The sequence below is a fragment of the Brassicibacter mesophilus genome (genome assembly GCF_050433385.1).
GTDB lineage: Bacteria > Bacillota > Clostridia > Tissierellales > Proteiniboraceae > Brassicibacter > Brassicibacter mesophilus.
In genome coordinates this window covers 100104-120802 of record NZ_JBNPXI010000002.1, presented here as the reverse complement: position 1 = coordinate 120802, position 20699 = coordinate 100104, and the positions used below count along the sequence as shown (strand labels likewise).

The 20699-nt window shown below is 29.8% G+C and carries 22 protein-coding genes and 1 pseudogene; 2 read left to right on the top strand and 21 right to left on the bottom strand.

Annotation, left to right across the window (positions count from 1 at the left end; all coding sequences use genetic code 11):
• Positions 1–76 precede the first annotated feature (76 nt).
• The 13 genes and pseudogenes from HNR33_RS03065 to HNR33_RS03005 form a co-directional block, all read right to left on the bottom strand.
• Positions 77–271, bottom strand: a complete 195-nt coding sequence (locus HNR33_RS03065; RefSeq protein ID WP_429079864.1) for a hypothetical protein — start codon at positions 269–271, stop codon at positions 77–79.
• 268 nt (positions 272–539) lie between these two features.
• A complete protein-coding gene (locus tag HNR33_RS03060; protein WP_429079861.1) occupies positions 540–1946 on the bottom strand; it encodes an MATE family efflux transporter in 1407 nt (468 codons plus the stop codon).
• A gap of 182 nt (positions 1947–2128) precedes the next feature.
• Positions 2129–2701, bottom strand: a complete 573-nt coding sequence (locus HNR33_RS03055; RefSeq protein WP_429079859.1) for a hypothetical protein — start codon at positions 2699–2701, stop codon at positions 2129–2131.
• Between the two features lie 74 nt (positions 2702–2775).
• Entirely contained in the window at positions 2776–3318 is a 543-nt protein-coding gene (locus HNR33_RS03050) for a GNAT family N-acetyltransferase (RefSeq protein ID WP_429079856.1), read from the bottom strand.
• 1039 nt (positions 3319–4357) lie between these two features.
• Entirely contained in the window at positions 4358–5113 is a 756-nt protein-coding gene (locus HNR33_RS03045; protein WP_429079854.1) for an alpha/beta hydrolase, read from the bottom strand.
• A 356-nt stretch (positions 5114–5469) separates the two neighbouring features.
• Positions 5470–5688: a DUF3955 domain-containing protein gene (locus HNR33_RS03040; protein ID WP_429079851.1), complete on the bottom strand. Its 219-nt coding sequence runs from the start codon at positions 5686–5688 to the stop codon at positions 5470–5472.
• Positions 5689–6082: 394 nt separating this feature from the next.
• The gene (locus HNR33_RS03035) at positions 6083–6805 is read right to left on the bottom strand and encodes an EcsC family protein (RefSeq protein ID WP_429079849.1); all 723 of its coding nucleotides are present in this window, start codon (positions 6803–6805) and stop codon (positions 6083–6085) included.
• A 35-nt stretch (positions 6806–6840) separates the two neighbouring features.
• A complete protein-coding gene (locus HNR33_RS03030; protein ID WP_429080702.1) occupies positions 6841–7854 on the bottom strand; it encodes a serine hydrolase domain-containing protein in 1014 nt (337 codons plus the stop codon).
• 88 nt (positions 7855–7942) lie between these two features.
• The gene (locus HNR33_RS03025; RefSeq protein WP_429079846.1) at positions 7943–8530 is read right to left on the bottom strand and encodes an NUDIX hydrolase; all 588 of its coding nucleotides are present in this window, start codon (positions 8528–8530) and stop codon (positions 7943–7945) included.
• A gap of 413 nt (positions 8531–8943) precedes the next feature.
• On the bottom strand, positions 8944–9501 hold the full coding sequence (locus tag HNR33_RS03020; protein ID WP_429079843.1) for a GrpB family protein: 558 nt from the start codon (positions 9499–9501) through the stop codon (positions 8944–8946).
• A gap of 477 nt (positions 9502–9978) precedes the next feature.
• Entirely contained in the window at positions 9979–10959 is a 981-nt protein-coding gene (locus HNR33_RS03015; protein WP_429079840.1) for a GNAT family N-acetyltransferase, read from the bottom strand.
• 93 nt (positions 10960–11052) lie between these two features.
• The gene (locus HNR33_RS03010) at positions 11053–12855 is read right to left on the bottom strand and encodes a MutS family DNA mismatch repair protein (RefSeq protein WP_429079837.1); all 1803 of its coding nucleotides are present in this window, start codon (positions 12853–12855) and stop codon (positions 11053–11055) included.
• A 241-nt stretch (positions 12856–13096) separates the two neighbouring features.
• Positions 13097–13719: pseudogene (locus HNR33_RS03005) on the bottom strand (CatB-related O-acetyltransferase).
• Between the two features lie 458 nt (positions 13720–14177).
• Between HNR33_RS03005 and HNR33_RS03000 the strand changes: the two are divergent.
• Together HNR33_RS03000 and HNR33_RS02995 are read left to right on the top strand one after the other, a co-directional pair.
• On the top strand, positions 14178–14513 hold the full coding sequence (locus tag HNR33_RS03000) for a YtrH family sporulation protein (protein ID WP_429079835.1): 336 nt from the start codon (positions 14178–14180) through the stop codon (positions 14511–14513).
• Positions 14501–14968 carry a sporulation membrane protein YtrI gene (locus tag HNR33_RS02995; protein WP_429079833.1) on the top strand — a complete coding sequence of 156 codons (468 nt, stop codon included), beginning with the start codon at positions 14501–14503 and terminating at the stop codon, positions 14966–14968. The genes HNR33_RS03000 and HNR33_RS02995 overlap by 13 nt, the downstream gene beginning before the upstream one ends.
• 9 nt (positions 14969–14977) lie before the next feature.
• On the opposite strand, the gene HNR33_RS02990 is transcribed toward HNR33_RS02995, so the two are convergent.
• The 8 genes from HNR33_RS02990 to HNR33_RS02955 all read right to left on the bottom strand — a co-directional run bounded on the left by HNR33_RS02990 (position 14978) and on the right by HNR33_RS02955 (position 20654).
• Positions 14978–15445, bottom strand: coding sequence for a GNAT family N-acetyltransferase (locus tag HNR33_RS02990; protein WP_429079831.1), 468 nt, complete (start codon positions 15443–15445; stop codon positions 14978–14980).
• Positions 15446–15556: 111 nt separating this feature from the next.
• Positions 15557–16606 carry a 3'-5' exoribonuclease YhaM family protein gene (locus HNR33_RS02985; RefSeq protein WP_429079829.1) on the bottom strand — a complete coding sequence of 350 codons (1050 nt, stop codon included), beginning with the start codon at positions 16604–16606 and terminating at the stop codon, positions 15557–15559.
• A 19-nt stretch (positions 16607–16625) separates the two neighbouring features.
• Positions 16626–17000, bottom strand: a complete 375-nt coding sequence (locus tag HNR33_RS02980; RefSeq protein ID WP_429079827.1) for a zinc ribbon domain-containing protein — start codon at positions 16998–17000, stop codon at positions 16626–16628.
• 392 nt (positions 17001–17392) lie between these two features.
• Positions 17393–17980 (bottom strand): GrpB family protein, encoded by a 588-nt coding sequence (locus HNR33_RS02975; RefSeq protein WP_429079826.1) that lies wholly within the window; start codon positions 17978–17980, stop codon positions 17393–17395.
• A 153-nt stretch (positions 17981–18133) separates the two neighbouring features.
• Complete coding sequence (locus HNR33_RS02970) at positions 18134–18409, bottom strand: hypothetical protein (RefSeq protein ID WP_429079824.1); 276 nt, start codon at positions 18407–18409, stop codon at positions 18134–18136.
• A gap of 222 nt (positions 18410–18631) precedes the next feature.
• A complete protein-coding gene (locus HNR33_RS02965; protein WP_429079823.1) occupies positions 18632–18943 on the bottom strand; it encodes a hypothetical protein in 312 nt (103 codons plus the stop codon).
• A 185-nt stretch (positions 18944–19128) separates the two neighbouring features.
• Entirely contained in the window at positions 19129–19278 is a 150-nt protein-coding gene (locus HNR33_RS02960) for a hypothetical protein (RefSeq protein WP_429079821.1), read from the bottom strand.
• A 299-nt stretch (positions 19279–19577) separates the two neighbouring features.
• Positions 19578–20654: a tetratricopeptide repeat protein gene (locus HNR33_RS02955; RefSeq protein WP_429079819.1), complete on the bottom strand. Its 1077-nt coding sequence runs from the start codon at positions 20652–20654 to the stop codon at positions 19578–19580.
• Positions 20655–20699: the final 45 nt, after the last annotated feature.

Genomic DNA, 20699 nt, shown 5'->3' with positions numbered 1-20699 from the left:
TTGTACAAGACTATGTTTATCTTTATTCTATAATAATGTCAAACTTAAGAAAATGTATAAGGGGACAGTAGATAATTTAATGTTTTTGTGTTTTTGATGAAACTAAAAGATCTTTTTTCATTGCACACTCAAGGCAATATACGTCTGCTCTTCCACATGTACACGCAAGCATTTTACCACAGCCCTTACAATACAATATACTTGTACAACCTATTCCTTCTGGTTCATATACTTGTCTTTTATCTAATGTATAACCTATTAGTTTTTTCATAATTTCTTCCCTCCCTAGTATATAAGTATGATAATCATCTCTTTTTTGTCCCATTGGATCATTAATTTCAATTTGATGTCAATTCTATTTTATGGTATAATAGATGATAATTGGTAGGGAAAGGATGATTCAATATCTATAAAAAATATCATATGCTACGATTAATTATCGGAGGAATAACAGCAATTCTATGTTATTTAATATTAATGGTGTCTTATTAAAGACACTTTTTTTATTTAACTTATGTAGTTACAATAACTTTCTTCAATTACCTAACTACTGTATATTTCCAACGGCCAGTTCTAAATCTCATATAAACAAATAACCATCTTATAAACTGGTCAAATAATACTGCCATCCATGCTCCAGATAAACCATATCCAAGTGCATTCACAAATAGATGGGCAAGTATAAGCCTAATTACTAACACACCAAAAAATGTACCTAATAAAGGCCAGAAAGTATCTCCAGCACCCCTTAATCCACCGGCCAATATAAGCTGAGAAGATTGAAAAGGTTGAACTAGCGCTATTATCTTCAGCACTATAGATGCATTCTGTATAATCCTTGGATCATTTGAGTATAGTCCAACAATCTGTGGTCCAAAAAAGAAAAATATTATAGCCATGAAAGAAGAAATCATAGAACCAATCCTTCGTGTCTCTTTTGCATAATCTTCTGCCATTGAAAGCTTATTAGCTCCTAAGCTTCTGCCTACCAATGATGCAGCTGCTATTCCAAAAGCTTGGCCTGGTTGAAAAGACAAACTCAATATATTTAATGATATTTGATGTGCTGCATAAACAACTGTTCCTAAGCCTGCAACTATTTTTACAAACAAAAGCACTCCTGTTCTTAAAACCATCTGCTCTAATGATGCAGGTACTCCTATTTTAACAAGATTATATATAATATCTTTATCGAATTTGAATGATCTTTTGATACTAAATTTGACAATACTATTGCCTTTTACAACGTATGTAAATAAAATTATGCTTGCAATTACGTTAGATATCGCCGTTGAAAGCCCTGCACCTGTAACGCCGAGCTTTGGAAATCCAAATAATCCATATATAAGAAGAGCATTACCAATTACATTTAAAAAGTTTACTTTCAGATTTATCTTCATAGGTGCCTTGGTCTCACCAACACCTCTTAATGCTGCTGATATAGACATATTAAATGATTGAAATACAAATCCAACCATAACTATCTTAAAATATATTCTTCCTACCTGTAATGTATCAGCTTGTGCGCCCATAAAATTCATAATAGAATCAGTAAAAATTATTCCTAATATGGATAATGGTATTGCTAGCAATAATAAGCTTAATAATATTATATGCTTTAGAGTGAGTTCTATTTTTTCATCCTGATGAGCACCTAAATATCTTGCCACCATGGCTGTTCCACCTACATTTAAAGCCTGGACAAGAGATAATCCTATAAACAAAGGCTGATTAGTTATTCCTACGGTAGCAACAGAAGCTGCTGCCAACGAATTATCACTTATTCTTCCAAGCATCATCATATCAATCATACCAAAAAGTGACCCTAAAAGAAGCTCAACTAAAACAGGCCAGGCAATATTAATGACATCTTTTGTAGTTGAACTTTTTAAATTCATAAACAATTTGTGGTTTCTCTCTTCTTTTCTGCATTCTGAATTGTCCATTTCCATTCTTCTTTCTGTAATAATTTAGAGACACTAAATATTATAACACATATAATCTAAGTTTTGGTAATAAAAAACACTGTGAAAATTAATCACAGTATTTTTGCTCAGATAATAATGATAAATTCTGTCCTATGCTGCTTAATACTTCTTCTTACTGATACGTTAATCTGGATATCATATTAATTTTGACTATCATTAATGTCATCAAGACCTAATCCTTGTATCTTTCTTATAAAACCAACAATTCCTTTTGCCCTAAGAACTAATAAGCATCCAAGGATAAGTCTAATAATTTTTTCAACTACAGAACTTATTATTTTAGCATAAGCAAATAAATCTGATTGTATAACGTTGTTTTTCAACTGAATTACATTAGGTATTTCTCTTAAGAACTCTGGTATTACATTTATTAACACAATAATCCCAACAATAGACAATGCTATATACTGTAGCTCATCCATGTTCAGTGTCATATCATCGTCTATATCATCGTCTATATCATCTTCTTCAAATATTATATATTTACTTATTTTATCTGCTTTAATCCATAGGACTATTCCTAAAATCAATAGAACACATGCTGGTAATAACGACATTAATATAATTTGATTCTTGTAACTGATTTTAAATGATTGGTCTAGTAATGAAGTTAAAGAAAAAGAAATAAAGTTAGAGATATGCATAATTCCCTGTACGAAAATATAAATTGATAAAACTCTACATGAAATTAATGCTATTTTTCTCTCTTTCAATGCTATTCACTCCCCCTACTACCTATTATAAATTATTGCTGTAGTAATAGTTGCCACAGCTAAAAAGATTTTTCTTATTGATTGCATATTTTACCAAAAAACAATCCATCATAATATACACCATCTATAAAGAAGTAATCTTTTAATCGTCCCTCTATCTCAAACCCATTCTTTTCAAGTACACGAATAGAGCCAATATTTGCTTCCACTACACGTGCATGAAGCTTATGTAGGTTAAGTGATTTAAAGGCGAAATTATTCATTAATGCAACAGTTTCTGTGCCATAGCCTTTTTTCCAATAGCCGCTATGAAATACATAGCCGATTTCTGCATGATTAGCCTCGCTATCAAAATTAAAAATTATCGCTGTACCTATAATCGCTTGAATTGATTTAAGTACAATAGACGCATAAAAATGAGTACCAGCTGCCTCACGTCTCAACATTTCTTCAATATATCTACTGGTTTCATTCAAATTGTGCATTAATTGCCATCCAATAAAGCGCGAAACTTCGTCATCTGAAGCATAGCTGTGTATCTCTTTTGCATCACTTATATTTAGACGTTTAAAATAAATATTTTCACCTTCCAGCTTATGAAATAAATCTGCCTTCATCCTATTTCCCCCTTAACTCTAATTCTTCTTTCCTTAATTTTTATATCTTCTATATAATACTGTTCTTTTGAAACTATACAAGTAATTATAAATATTCTAAACATGATTTAAGTTTATTACATATTATACCATACTTTGGTAAAATATTGTTTGTATTAATCTCACTTACATTTCATTTAAAAACATTAAGAAATATTTCCCTAGTAGTAATGTTCACATATTTTTCTTGAGCATAAATCTCTTTGACTCGAATAGCCATAGCAAAAAAAGTCTTTCTAACTCACATTTTTTCATATTTATCTCTATTATAATTAGACTCAGAAATTTCATTTCTTATTGTTCTTTATTCTTTCCAATAAATAGCTCTCAAAAATATTTAAAGCCATCACATTATTTATTTTTTTTCATATTTATATAGTAAAAAAAGAGAATTTCAAAAGAATTTAAAAATGTCTGAAATCAAAAACTTGTTTGGAGTTTTTGTAAATATTGATAAGAATAAATAAGTGAACATATTGTCTTAATTATTAAGAAAAGGAGGTATTCTAATGAGTGATATTAACACTAATAATTGTGGAGTATATGGAGGGGGAAGTGAGTTATTATTTTTCTTCCTGTTATTAGTTGTAATCTTCTGTAACTGCTATGGCTTTGGATATTAATGTTGTCTAGTATAGACTAGTATATGTGCATGCACTAAGAAGGGAGTGTCACAAAACTACCTTTATTAATAGTTAGTGACACTCCCTTTTTGGGTTAAACAAAAACTCCTTTAGGTCTTTTCCGATTATACTTTCGCTTTCACCCCAAACACCTAGAAGTAATAACAATAGCTATAAGTACTCATATTCCAATTCTTGAAGTTAGTAGTTTGTTGAGATACTTTAACTTCAATTTTCTCAAGAACTTAAAGCTGTTAAGGAAACAAAACAAATTTTATTAACCACTCAGCCCTTATAGACTCAGTTTCAAATGGTAATTATTCTTCATGTTACTCAATTGAATTAGTAGCAATGTATACAATTTGCAAAATTAATTATCAATAAAGATGTTTTTCAAACCAATCACTGACTAATTTAATTACGATATCAAAATGTTCAATAAAACTGTGATTTGCTCCATTAATGATTTCTAATTTTGAATCACCTGAGAGTAAGTCCATTGCTTTTTTTGACCTTTCACAAAGTAAGTTTTCTTCCTCACCATTATCACCATGAATTATTAAAACTGGACATCTAACATTTCTTAAAAGTTCCTTTTGATTAATCAGTTCAAAATCCATTAATGTTTGATTGTCAATTACTGTTTTCTCTCTTATCTTTTCAGATGTATATTCTATTATATATCCCTTTTCTTCTAACTGCTTCATTTGCTCTTTTGTAAAAAAATCATACCAGTTATATTTCATCGAATCAGTCAGAGCACCTGTTAAAGCCATTGCTATAATTTCTTGAGTATAAGCTTTTAAACAAATAAGAGTGCCGAGACTATGACCATATACAGCAATTTTTTTATATCCTTTTGATTTAGCAAATAAAATCGCAGCTCTTAAATCATCTACTTCTTTTTCAACAGCTAAAATATCATCATCACTTTCTCCACAACCACTAAAATCAAAAGCTAATGCGCTAAAACCCAATCTATTAAAAGATGAGACAAGTCTTTCAAATCTTCCTCTTGAGTACTTGTTCGACATAAAGCCATGACACATAATAATTATTGTCTCAGAAGCTGAAGGATATAGATTGCCAACTAATGTTAATTTTCTAGAATTTTTAAAAGTGACTCGTTCCATTCGCTTTACCTCCTAATTTTGACTTAAAAATCTATCTTAGCCATTAAACTAAGCTAAAAGTATGTAGTAGCACATGATGTATTTCTATTTATAAAGCTATATTAGTAATAGATACTTCAAAAGTCATTTTGAGTTACTACAATTTCTCTTTCATTCTCACATGCTTATAATTACATTAATAGAAATCCATAGTAGATTAAATAATTATATTTGATATTCTTTGTATAATTCCTTTAATTCTACAGTAATTTGATATCAATTCTTTATCTTATCTAAAGAAGCAAACATGTTTAACCTATTGTAAATTAACGAACTGCCCCCTGTCTATCGACATGGTGCAGTTCAAGCTCAAATATCTATTTATAAACTTTTTTAGTGTTACGATAGAATGAAACTATACTTATTGAAAGACCAACGACTATACCAATAGCAATAAACAAGTAACTTAATGGTATTAAGAAAAATGGTTCGACAAGAGTACCATCTGGAGCAACTTCTTGTCCTATGATGTTATAGGTAACCATACAACTGACCCCTATAAAAAATGGTATTAAAGTAAAAAGATATTTTTTCATTACATAACCTCCATATATAATAATGATTTTAAAAGAAAAATAACAATTTTCTATCATAATAACTTATGATGAATATTCTTATATCATTTACTATAATATATCATAGGTTTTATCGTTTTTCAATAATTTTTTAATGTTTATTGATATTTTTATATTGTTAATCAACATATTTTTGCTATTTTTTCATAACGTGAGAATATCTTCAAAAAATAAAAAAGATGACTTCAATTCGATGAACTATAACCTAGTTATTAGTCACCATTTTTTGAAGTGACTCATATCTATTTACGGCTAACAATACAGAAATCATCTTTTTAACTTACATATGCTCTTTATAAATATCCTCATCAGAGAATACATTTTAATTTTTACTCCTAGTAAAGTATACTTAATATTAAAATAACCTCATACGATATGCTTGAACAGCAGTTTCACTAAGCTTATTTATAAGCTTAGTATTAACATACGCACCTACAAAAGCTCCTATCCCAGGAACCATCTGCAACAGTTTTGCTAAATCTATATAATCTCTGTACTCCTGTTGAAAAGCTCTCCAATCAAAAGAATTAATATCTTTAGGCAATGTATTAAAAAAATTCTCAAAGTCTTCTATTTTAGCAAATACCTTATTTACATTACTTTTACTTGAAAAAGCAAGTTGAAATATATATAGAATATAAATTCTTTCTTTATAATCATTAACATCAAAACCATATATAGTTGCAATATCATAAAGCAATTTAATTTTAATACTTAAAAGTAAAGGCAAATCTGCAAGACCTAGCATTATTCCACCAGCACCAGTCCCAACTCCTTCTACCAGCGCAGTAGTTTTATAAGTCTTAGATTTTTGAGCAACTAGCTTTTCTCTTTCTTGCAGTGATAGATTTATATATGGTGCTTTAGTAACATATTTTGAGCCAAATAAAGCTACCTTAGTCATGTTTTTTATAGCTGAAGTTACAAATTCATGATATCTTTCAGGTAATAACTCATTAAATTTATTTTGAATATTTTTTGATGTTTTCTGTGCTAATGACGGTTTTTTTCTCATTTTTTTCTTCCAATTATTTAGTTCTTTAAAAGCTATTTTATTGTAAGAATCTATTATAATCACCTACCTACTACAATTGTTTTTCATACTTTAAGTTATTAGCTATTAACAAAAATTTTTTCATCAATAAAATTTCTTACTATATCTCCAATTGGTCCCTCTAGCTGCTCCATTTCTGGATTTTGATTCATCATTATTACTATACCATCTCCATCATCAAGAAATCCCATCATATAACTTTGGAATCCTACTCCCCAACCTTGAGTATAGAATACATTTTTTCCTCTTAGCTTATATACAAAGACTCCATAACCCGCATAGTCTACGCATCCATGAGCTGTCATCATAGCTTCTAATGTTGTGCTTTTTAACAATTTATTTTTTTCCTCTCTATATCCCTTTAAAAGTTCTACCAATAATTTACTAAGATCTAAAGCCGTAGTCCATAATCCAGCTACTGAATCATAAGGATATATATTTTTATGTTTTTCAACTTGATTGCCGTTGTTGTCGTGACCAAAAGCTACATCTAAACTATCTAGTTTATGGTAATCAATATACTTACTTTTTCTCATTTCAAGTGGATCAAATATCTTTTGCTTAACTAATTTCCTAAAAGGCATTTTATATAAATCTTCAAGTAACTTTTCTAATATTAAAAAATTACTATCTGAATATGCAAAACTAGATTTTGGCTCCCGCTTTATTGTTATTTTTTCTTTTACATATCCTGTTCTACCGTCAATTAAATCATAAACACTATGCTTCCCTGTTTTCAGATCATAGACATTATAAGAATCTTCATCATCAACTATACCACTTTGATAAGTTAATAAGTCTTCTATTGTTGCGAATTTTCCATCAATATCTGATTTAAGTTCCCAGTTTTTAAGATGTTTATTTACATCGTCATCAAGAAACAATAGTCCCTCATCCTTCGCCATTAAAACTAATATACTTGTTATAAGTTTACTAATAGAGCAAGCACTAAACATAGTATTATTACTAATCTTTGTAATTCCTTCTTTGGTTCCATAACAAAAAGAATTATTAATCGCAAAGTTTTTTACTGTACTGAGACTAAGTCCTTTGACTTTATTCTTTTTTAATATTTCATTGATTTTATTTATAGTGATTCACTTCCTTTCATGATTTCTGTAAAAGTAACTATGCATAAGGTGTAGTCCATTATAACTTCCTTTATTTCAACTGCTTTCTTATAAAATTATCTACTAGATCAGGATGTCTCTTGCATAACATTGACAAGAAGCTTAAATGTGCTCCTGGCTTTAAAGTAACATCTTTTCTTAATTCTTTTCGAAATAAAGCCTTGCCCCCACTTTTCAGAAAGTCTTCTATTGTTATCATTTCATTACTAATCGAATCAATATCTTTTAATGTTAAAAATAGAATACCATGAGTCTCAGAATCAGGTTTTGGTTCTTCATCTGAATATGCAAAATATAATAATGATAATGAACCATTCTCTTTGCCTTTAATAATTATTGGGCATAAATCTCCTTTAAGACTTTTACTTAATAGGCAAGGTTCTTCATTCCATGACTCTACGTAATATGTGATTGGAGAATTTACTGGAATAACTGATATTGATGCCTCTTCGTTTATTTCTCTTTTCAAACATTCTACTGCTGTTTCATTATTCTCCTTATGACCACCTAATCGTACTACATACAAATCATTTTCTTGATTTGGACCTACCATGAAAACAAATAAATCATTAAATAGAATGAATGCCCCCGCCGTGTTTACCTGTTTGTTAATATCCATAGTTACCCTCCAAAAAATTCCATTCAATATTTCTATCGTTAACAACGATAAGTAAATACTTAACCCATATAGGTGATCTTAACCATGAATTTCAATTTCAATCACATATCCTTCATCTCTCATATAAAACATATTCCCCAGAGATAGCTCTTCCATAACTTGTATAAAAAATATATCAATATTCCCTTCATCTATTAAAAGTCTTATAAAATCATCTTTGCTTTCAGTTTTAACCTGTAGTATCTCTTTATAAAATTTCTTTAAATAAACTATGTTTTTAGTAATTATACATATTTCACTAAATTTTATGACAACTCATTCCTACTCAATAAAAAATCTTCTAATTTGAAGTTATTGTAATATCTATCTGCTTGAGCTTTGTGATTTAAAATACAATAATGATACATATTGAGTTAGATGCTGTTATCATTTCCCTCTTCTTTGATAAAAAACTGCACCTTAGCTCTTTCTACAATATCTAAAATAAAATCAACTTTTTTTGCAGTATATGTTTCTCTATCATTTGCATATTCCTGTGCTAGAATCTTTTTTAATTCAGCATATTCATCCCTTTCATTCTCATGAAATCTTAAATAATCACGAAATAGTATGTGATTCCACCAATTGGTACTGCCTACTTCCTCAATATGTATATGATGAGTCCTATTATTCTCATCACCTTTAGTAAAGAAAAGCCGGCCACTGACTCCAGCATGCCCTTTATATTCGTATCCTACTTGTTCAAGTGGTTCAACACACTTATGACCTTCGCTAAGTGATGCCACGCCAACAGCTATATCTATTATCGGCTTAGATACCAGTCCTGTAATTGACGTACTCCCTACATGTTGAATATCGATAATATAATCTCCAATATAGTCATGAATAATGGACTTCTCATTTTCATATGCTGAAATCCATTGAAAATCATAAGCTTCAAGTCTTACTGATCCTTTTGGTAACCCTAGCATAACAACATAGCTCCTTTCTTAATATAAACTCACAACCGTATATTTGTTATGGCGTTTTTGAGTTACATCAAAATACCATTTTAACGGTACTTAAGTTTTGGTAGACAACTTTACAATTCTAATTCTTGTAATAAAAATTAGAAATATATATTTTTTTTATTTTTACCAGCACAAATATGAGCGGAAATTGGTACAATATAATTTCCATATATTCTATCAATATTTTGTCTTCATTTATCCACTGTAATTTATAATTATATTTGATATTTTCTCTATAATTCCTTTAATTCACAGCAATTTATTATCTGTTCGTTATCCTCTCATAAAAAGGCATTTTTCACTAAAGTGTATCATCTTTAAATATCATTATTTAACAAAAAATATGGTTCACGGTATTTTTATAACCACGATTTTTATGTCAAAAGGGTCAAAAGAAATACTCTCTTTTGACCCCATAAGTCTAAGTGTTCCAGCACCCTACGCTCTAATTTCATAATAATCCATTGTTGAAGTCTCCATGAAGCCGCACGACTTATAAAGATTAAGAGCTTTTGAATTTTTAGCAGCTACCTGCAGCATAATCTCTCTTGCATTAGCTTCTTTTAGCTTTTCTATAGCCATTATTAGAATTGATCGTCCGTATCCTTGCCCGCGATACTCAGGTAATACTCCTAATCCATAGATACCACCTATTCCAGAAATTAGTTGAAGATGAACTTTTCCAATGATTCGCTGATCTTTTTCTGCAAGATAGATCGTCATCCCTCTCTTTTCTTCCTCTTCTGGTAACATCACATCTTCATCAGGTATGATCTTTTCCGCTTCAGGTGGAATGGTGTCTGGTTTATTATCATTCAGAGTATTTTTGAAATCATTAAGATCATCATTAAAATAAATATCATTCTGTCGAGCAATCTCTCTTGCATCTGCATTTGTAGCTTTCCTAAAAGTTATTCCATGTAAATGTCTTTGAAGATGCTCCAGACTATTTTCTTTTAGATACATTTCATATTCTGATTGTTTGTACTGTGCTCCAGTTTCTCTGATAAATTTCTGTCCTGAGCTTGATTTTCTGTCACTTAATAAAAGCATACTGCCTGAATTTCTCCGCTTCCACTCTACTTCAACTAGTTCCCACAATGTCTTAAAAACGCCTTGTTGTCTGTACTGAGGATGCACCATACCATTTACTTCTATGGGTGACCCGCCTCCTCCAAAGCTACAAATCCCAATATATCCAATAATATGTTGCCCGTCAAAATACATAAATTCATTTATGTTTTTAATACTGGATATTTTGTTACTTTCAGAAGTCACTCCCAGTTTATAATCAAGTTCGAGCTTTAGGGCCGTCTGATCTTCATTAACACATTGGTCTTGAAGTTTATTAATTAAGTAATAGTCCTCATGATCAATGGTCTCCTTTAACTTGAGCCAAGGCTTCTGTACAGTTTTCATGCAAATACCCCCCCGTAAAAATAAATATAGTTATTTAGTAATAGAATTAAAATAAAAAACTTGAATTAGGACTAACCTACTTTCATTAAACTATTATTCTTCTATTCCTATCATCTTCATGAGATATAGTGCGTTCCTTGTTGTAGAAATACCTGTTCGCAGTTTGTAATCAAAATAGATTTGCCCCTCCTTATAATACTCTAGAAAATGGTAGTTTTTTATGGATTTTTGATTTTCCTTTTCTAAGATTCCTAATTCAAGGTCGTGAGTTGATACAAGTCCTATGGCTCCATTACGCTCTAACTGCTTAATTAATTTTTTTGCACCTATATGTCTGTCATAGGAATTTGTCCCTTTAAATATTTCATCAAGTAAGAAAAATACTTGTTCATCCTTCTTAGTTGCCTCTATAATTTCTTTAATCCGCAATAACTCTCCATAGAAAGAGGATACCCCTTTATCGAGATTATCACTTATTCTCATGCACGTATGAATACTGAGAATAGAACATTTCATGTATCTTGCACAGACTGGTGCTCCTGCATAGGCAAGAACTAAATTGATTCCAATCGTCCTCAAAAATGTGCTCTTTCCAGACATGTTTGACCCAGTAATTAATAGTACACGATAAGGAGCTTGAATGTTTATATCATTACATACCTGTCTATTTGTAAGTAAAGGATGTCCTATTTTTCTAGTTTGAATTATCAAGGGCTCCTCAGTAATCTCAGGAACTCCCCAACCTGGATAATCATATGCTATAGTCCCTAAGCTTGACAATGCTTCAATTTCACCTATTTTTTGCAACCATTCTTCAATCATTAATCCAGATTCACTTTTCCAGTGTTCTAGGTCAATTAAGCATTGATAATCCCAAAGTGAAATAACATTGATTGGGATAAATATCATGTTATTTCGGTTTCCAATCCTATCAACTAATGTCTCTAGTATTTTCAGTTGTTTCATTGCTGATAAATCTTTATTGTTGCTGAGTCCTTTCTTTAATTCACTAAGGTATTCAGAACGAAAGCTCGTTTTTTCAAAATGTCTTAATATTCTTCTATATCTCTTTATACTATTGAAGTATTTATACACTAAAGCAAATTCTTTATTCCGCTTTTTTATGTTTATAAAAAGCAGTATAACTTGAAATATAATTAGAAGTATTGGAATAGTATTGGGGATACTATTCCCTACATAGGCTAACAAAAAAGTAGTGGCTGTAACAATAGGCAGTAATCGAATTGTTATAATAAACCAATAATTTGAATATAGGGGATTTCTCTTTTTTGCCCAGTTTATCAAAACCTCGATATCACTGTTCTTTTCTACGATCATTCGTCCTTCTACCTGGAGCCTATGTCTCCACCATCTCTTAGTTGATAACTCACTAATTGCTCGCTGTCTTTTAAGTATCGCATCTTTATTGCTAATATGATGGATTAGAATATCCGCAAGCTTAGCTCTTCCCATATATGTGTTTCCTGAGTTAATCCATTGAAATAAGGATCCCTGTCCAAAAAGGTCAAGGTCATATGAAAAATTATGATTTTCATCTTTAAAATCATCTCCATTATCATCAAACTCAGTCCATCTTCCTTCTATCCTCATGATTGACTCATGATTTACCTGCTTAAGGTTAATTATATATTTATATGCTTCCTTAAGCCTTCTATGTTTGCTAGCTAGATAAATATACATTAGAATTCCAAATAAAGATATGCTCCAGGAAATCACATCTTTTTCTAACTTATATGTAAATACAAAAGCAACAATTATAGCAGCTACAATTAGGAGTCTAAGATTGCTAATAGAATTTATTTTTCTAGATAGCCTATCCAACAAACGCCCATAATAATCGACTCTTCTTTGATATACATTCTTCGAATCAATCAATTTATACCTCCTCAATCTTTAAAATAGCAACATTAATCTATATCTTATCCTCAATACAATAATAATATAAATAAGATTATACTTATATTATACATATTTGAGCAAACAAATAGATATGAACTATGAATTATTATTGTAATAATAACATAGTAGTCTCCTATTTATATTCTTTGATAAAAAGCCTTTCTGCTCTTTTCATAAGCAAGAAAGACTTTTAATCCTTACATTATCTTAAATATAACTATTTGTTCAAAAATTCTTTATACAACAATCTTACATTACCACTACATAAAAGTAGAATGCTTTTTTTGATCTCTTCAATAGGCAAATCCCACCATTTGATTTCTAGCAACATTCCAATTTCATCTTGTGAAAAACGTTTTTTATGGGCTTAGCTGGGTTTCCTCCAACAATAGTGTATGGTTCTACGTCTTTAGTAACTAGTGCTCTTGTTCCTATCACAGCACCATCCGCTATTTTTACACCAGGCATTATAACTGCTTCGGTTCCTATCCATACATCATTTCCTATCACAGTGTCTCCAACTGGTATATATCCATCTTTTGCATTCTCATTAATAGTTGAATAATAAAAAGGATAGCTTGTAATCCAATCATATCTATGACCTTGATTTCCTGCCATAATAAATACGGCTCCTGAACCTATAGAGCAAAACTTACCTATTTTAAGCTTGTCGACATCATCTCTATCTGGAGATAAATACCTTACACAATAGTCTTCAAAATGTCTAGCATGATAATATCCAGAATAATATGTATAATCACCAACTTCAATATTTTTATTTGTAATATAGTCCTTTATAATATAACCATTCATCCAAGTTTCAAAAACATTATTGTTCATATCAAATGCCTCCTATACTTTTTTATATTATATAATTATATCTACCTCAAATAAGTATAGAAGGCTTACTTCTGTGTCCTTTTTGTTAAATACATTTCTTCACTCCTAAAAATTATTATAATACGCTTTATCTCATTTTCATTGTATAATACCATATCGTGTTTTACAACGTAATCTTATAAAACTACTAGCACTCTACCATCTCACATAGATATAAAAATAGACTATCCATTTTAATAAGCGCGCTTACTTATAGTACGGTTTGAATTGCACTTCAGAGGTTATCTATCTTATCTAAACCTCTTCATACAATAACCTTAGATACATTTTTAATATATAAAGATTAAGAGTAATTCTCTCTTAATAATTTTTCACACCACATCTTTTTGTATGATTTACTGAAATAAAACTAATTTTGTGTGCATATTTTAGTAAAAAGTGCAAAGGTGGTTATAGATATGTTATTTATTAATAATATAATATATACGTTTTTAATTGCATTGGGAGTAATAGTTGGTGCCAGCTTTTTTGCAGGAATCGGTGCTTTGATTAACAATCACCCTCCGCTTAAAACCATGATTGATATATCTAGTTCAATTAAGGTTTGGGCAGTAGCTGTTAGCCTTGGAGGAACCTTTTCATCCTTTGAAATTATTGAACAAGGAATATTGAAAGGAGAAATTAAATCTGTAGTAAAACAAGTAGCATATATTATATCTGCCCTTATAGGAGCAAATCTTGGTTATTTGATTATTAAATTATTGTGGAAGAGTGGAACACTATGGGAAAAATAAAGTCTGTAAAGATAAAATTTTTTATTTCAATAATAGCAGGCATTATTATTGGGGTTATAATCGGGTCATCAATTATTATTGCACTAGTTAGTTATAGAATTGACAAGTACTATGAAGAAATACAAAAGCTTAACATTGCAATAGAAGAAAGAGATGAAAGATTAAAAAAACTCGAGCAGTCGATAAATAGCAAAAAGCTAATCCTTAAAGACATCGAAATACTATTAGTGCATGAAGGTGATGACATAGATAAAATTACAATCGAAAAATATGTTGAAGATAAATATCACAAATTACTAGGTCGTGAAGTAGATACTATTGATAGTGACATATTAGAAGAAATTATTGATAAAAGAATTTTCAAAGTATCGAACAAGGAATATCGTCTGAAAGTAATTAAAATAATCTTGACAGATATATTGAAGATTTGGATAGAAACTGAACTAACTAAATGATTTTTGTCCTTATATTGCCTTAAAATTTAGTATTTTTTCAAACTGTGTTAAATATATACCTTTACTAACTTCAATATCATTTATCTTTTTATATCCTTTTTTCAAGTATAAACTGACAGCAGGAATATTCATATTTCCAGTACATACTATTATTCTATTTATAGCTCTCTCATTTCCTTCTACATAATCAACTAGTTTTCCCCCAACACCTATTCTAAAAAAATTAGGATGTACTGCAACCCTATGTATATCTAAAGTATCATTAATAGTCTTATACGAAATTATTCCTGCTAAAGCATCTCTTATATGATATCCATAGAAAATTTCATCACACTTTTTTAAACTATCTATTGTATCTTTTAAAGGTGGAATTTCATAGAAACCTAAAATATCGGCTTCCACTTTATATGAAGCAATTTGTAGTTCTAATACTCTTTTCACTGTTTCTGTATCATTCAAATTTAACTTTTTAATCATTTCAATCTTCTCCCTTATTTCATAGCTTCTTACAAGTGTTTTAAGGTAGACTCTTTTAAAAAGTCTACCTTAAGGGTACATTTAAAACATAAGAAATTATCAACAATTAAATTATATTAACGACTTATCCTTAAATATCTCGTATTTATCAAGTACGCATATCTTTTTGGGTTCATTAAAGATATCGTCTTTATTTGCATCTATAGTTTGATACTCCAATGATGTTTTATATAGTTTTCTATTGTCTAGAGACCATATTTTATCAGTAAATTCATTACTATTAACACTAAACAATGCTTTCTCCATGTCATACATTCTAGCATCTATTATATCTATGTAGTGTAGCAGCTCTGCCTCTGGTATCATTGGTTTTTTAGGACTTCCAAACTCTGCTTTATAATGATGAGATAAAATCATATGCTGCAATAGCATAGATACTTCATTATCTATTTCTAGCAGTTTTGCTGTTCTATCAATAGATTTAATCCCTTGGATAATGTGTCCTAGTAGCTGTCCTTCAACTGTATATTCTGAAACTATACCTAATTCATTTGCATCCATCTCGTCTAGCTTTGCTATATCATGTAATATTACCCCTGCAAAAACCAAATCTCTGTTAACGTTAGGATAAACTTCAACAAGTCTTTCTGCTGTCATAAGCATTCTAAGTATATGATATAATAGTCCAGAGCGTATTGCGTGATGATTTTGCTTTGCTGCAGGATAATAAATTATTTTTTCCTTATTTTCATATAAGATATGCTTAACTATCTTTTTTATGTCTTCATTTTGTATTGTATCTATGTAATCTAATACTGTGTTATACATTGCTTCTGGCTTATATGGAGCTGATTGGACTAAGTCCTCTATACTTATGCCATCTTCCTCATTTGCATACCTCATTTTAGCTATACGAATTTGCTTCTTGCCCTGCCACTCAACAATATCCCCTCTAATCTTTACTAGGTTATTCTGAGTAAATATCATATCATCATCTTTACAATCCCATAGCTTTGCATTTACTTCCCCCGTATCATCAGACAATGTTATATCAATAAATTTGTTTCCATTTGAAGCAGTTTTGTATTCTATAGACTTAATCACATAAAATCCTTCAATGCGATCATCAACTAAAAATTCACTAATTTTCTTATTCTCCATCAAAATCTCTCCTAACTGATTATTTTAACTTATTCCCACAGTGTGGACAGTAAGTAAACTCATTTTCAACTTTATTCCTGCATATAGAACATATCTTACTTTGATTTACTTTATACGCATCTTTTATGTCCCAATAAGTGATACCTTCATTGCTTCCCTTTTCTATACGCTTTCCCTTTTCCCTTGACAGTTCAAATATAGCACTGCAGGTATCACAAGTGACGTAATATCTCTCATCCCATTTGAATAAAGGAATAAAAAAGAAATGAAAATAATTATAAGATTTCATAATTTGACCAGTTCCTTCTGAGCTACATTCTTTACAAAGAAAACTATCTGCTTCTTTAATTTTCTTTTCCTTCTGCTCTATTCCAAACATTCCTATAAAAAACATGGTCTCACCTACTCTTACTCTTTGTAATATATAAAATATTATCTCTCTTATGTATTAGTGTATAATGTATTTTGCCTTATTACAAGTATTTCAGTTGAAACTATTTAACTCTAGTAAATCTTGACATTCTCGTAACATTATTAGCTTGTTTTACAACTTCTCATGTAATAACTTCAAGTACTAGTTTGGGGATTTTCCTGCTAAAGCTCTGATGCTTCTTTTAAATAAGTTTTACTACTATTATTAAAGTTGTTAGGTTTACAATTTTGTTATTGCTCATCTTCGATTCATTTTACAAAATAAAAATACACCTCCTTTGTAATCACAACTTACAAAAAAGATGTATCAAATTGACATAATTATTACATCAAAATAGTTTCTATAGATATTATTTATAATTTTGGTTTATATTTATTCTTAAATTCTTCAAGGGCTAACTCAGTGTACTTCTTGATAAAATCAGTTTTTGCATAAGTATATCCATCTCTATCGTGTTCATACTTCTTCTTCAATTCTAGTTTTAATTTTCCATATTCATTGGCTATATCTTTATGTGCTAGTAGATAATCTCTGAAGTATAGTTCTCTCCAATCTCCGCTGTATCTAACATGGATATGCAAGACTTGTCCTTTAAATCCTTCAGGAGTATAGCCTTTCATAAACATCATGTGTGGTGCTGGATTACTAGGTTGTTTGCTATATATGTATTCATTTGACTCCATATTTGTTATTAACATTGAAATATCAGTATCCTCTCTTATCTCAATAAGAATATCAATAGTAGGTTTTGCAATTAAATTTGGAACTGAAGTACTTCCATAATGATTAATTCTAACAATATTCTCTTGCCCAATAACACCCTCCAAAATTACCTTTTCTTTTAGGTAGTTTTCTTTCCATATAGCTTTGTGCTCACTCAACACAATAGGAAACAGTTCCCAAAGTTCTTCATTAGTCATTTTAGATAATTCTTTTGCCATAATATAATCACCTCTTCAAAATACTATTAAATATCGTTTACAATGTTCTACAAATTTGTGAAATACTTCTACTTGCTATAAACTGTTTTATCTTTTGTAATGATGTGTGGAGTTAATGTTTTGTTTTCAAATAAATCTTCCCAAGTATATATCCTAATATTGTTCGTCCATATGATGTTTATGAATGAAACTGAGAGTAAAATCATATAGCTTCTTTCTAAAATTCCCCTCTAGAAGTTTAGTGTTTTGCTTATTTATATAAAAATAAAATAAATCCTCAATTACATCTAAGTCATCTGTATTTGCAAAATAACTCTTACAAAACGTAAATATATCATTTTTTCTTATACTAAATAGTCCCTTTTCAATACATATACAACGAACTGCCTCCCAAGCATTTTTTATTTGAGTTATCGCTCCGTTGTTCACTTCATAGTCAGTAATCCTATCACCTATATCTATAACAGATTTTAATATTCTCTCTATACGGATAGGAACAAAACATTGGGGAGCAATTTTAGTATATAAACATGTGACATCGTCTCCATATATTACAGTATGATATTTTGTACTGTCAAAAGCATATAGCCATAGCTTGGGATATCCTGATGGAATATTATTTTGACTCCATTCACTTAATAGTCTTTGTCCTCATTCTTTTACAGTATTAATATCTTGCCATTGAACATCATAAATTAGCGGCTTTCTTGGATACTCTCTTTTAGGTAATCTACTTTCAATTTTTCTTATAGCATTCTCTACATATATCTTAATTTGAAAATCAACGTTTTTATTTAACGTTGTAATTGTCATGTCAATATCGCTGGAGTCTTCAATGAAATCCCCTCGTATAATACTTCCATCAATAATTACGCTAATAATTTCATTCTGAATTGATGAATCTATTTGTTGTAACTCCCATTGTAATAGCCTTATATTTTCTAAAACTTCATTTATTATCACTTAATTCTTACTCTCCTAATATTGATTTAGATTTGTACCATTTTCAAATTTTTGCGCAACTTCTTTAGGAATAGATGAATTAATCCATCTCAATATGCATTATTTCACTCAAAGTACTAGCTATTTTACAGAAGTCTACGTGTTACTTGTGGATTTAATATAAATTAAGGAAATGTTTTTCATATTTATAATTCGTTTCTCATCCGTTCAACAAACCACTGAAATTCACCTTCATCTTCATATGGTGATGGCTCTGTCTTGTGGTAGTCTATAGAAATACTCGGGAAATCATCATCAAGATATCTTGGAAATAAATGAACATGCAAATGTGGCACAGAATTTCCGTGTATTTCATAATCGATTTTTACTGCATATTTCCACCCTCCTTTAGTATAGTAATTTATCTCTTACAGTTTGTATTCCAAACAGACTTTGACATCCATCGTTTTACTTATATGGGGCCTCTTTGCTAGATTTGTGTGATTAGGGCATTAACGTTTGATACTTTATAGCATTGATGAATAACCTCATAAAATTGCTAATGATATCTTAAATTTATTGCCACTACTCTCTAAGTTATCCTCCTTTAAGCTTTACTGAATAAAATATTTTACTGTAATAAGAGTATTACTTTTCAATTGCTATGTCTAGGGCAATCAACTAAATAACATCCGTATATGAGCTCAGGTTTAAAATCTATACATGGCTTGCATCTCTTGACCAATATTGAATTATATAAATCAGCAAAATCCTTTATTTCTTTATTCAAGTCTTCAATATATGATTTTCTTTCTTCAACAGTCCAACTCTCATCATTATCAATATATGCTTCTTTTAGATCGCTTTCCTTTTGAATAATAATATCATTGAAGACTCTGGCTAGTCTTTCTTTTAAATTTAGAGCTTGAAAAGAATAAAAATAGATACTTAGCCAATCAGCAGATGGATAAAGCTTTTCATAATCATACAACTCAATGCATTTCTTATATTCATTACACATATAATATAAATCAGCAATTTTATACGCATCAACATATACTTTATGATCTAATCTTGAATGAAGACTGTTGGCTACTTCAATTGCAGTAGAAATATCACCAAGAAAACTTTTACTCATACCATAAGAATAATATGCTTTTGCTGCGACTTCATTATTTTGCCATTTTTTACTGATGTTCTTAAAAATTTCTATTGCTTTATCTATTTGTCCTGCATAATAAAGAGCTACAGCATAATTGTTCTGATACTTAATATCCTTGCTCAAATAGGTTGCATTACTAAACATTTTGAGTGCATCTATAATATTATTTTCATTTAAAAATATCATTCCTAAAGCATTGTATGTATTTGGAATTTTTGTGTTAATTTCTATAGCTTTTACAAGTAATTGTTTTGATTTGTCAATATTATACATTTCTTTAGCATAAAAAAATGCTAAATTATTCAGAAGTTCAGCTAATTCATCGTGGTTTATTTCATCACTAAATTTATTAAATGTATCTTCCATTAATTCAACAGATTTTTCAACAGGCTCTCTTGCTTCCATGTACATAATAGCTAACTGGCATACTGCTTTAATATTCTGAGGATTTTCTACTAAAATGTTTTTAAGAAATTCAATATATTTGAATATTATTTTCTTATACTCATAATAAGATTTATTATCTGAAATACTTGTTCTCATTTGTTTAATATACTTCTCTATTGTCAATTGAACACCTCAACTAATAAATATTTATTTGACAAAGCATATGTA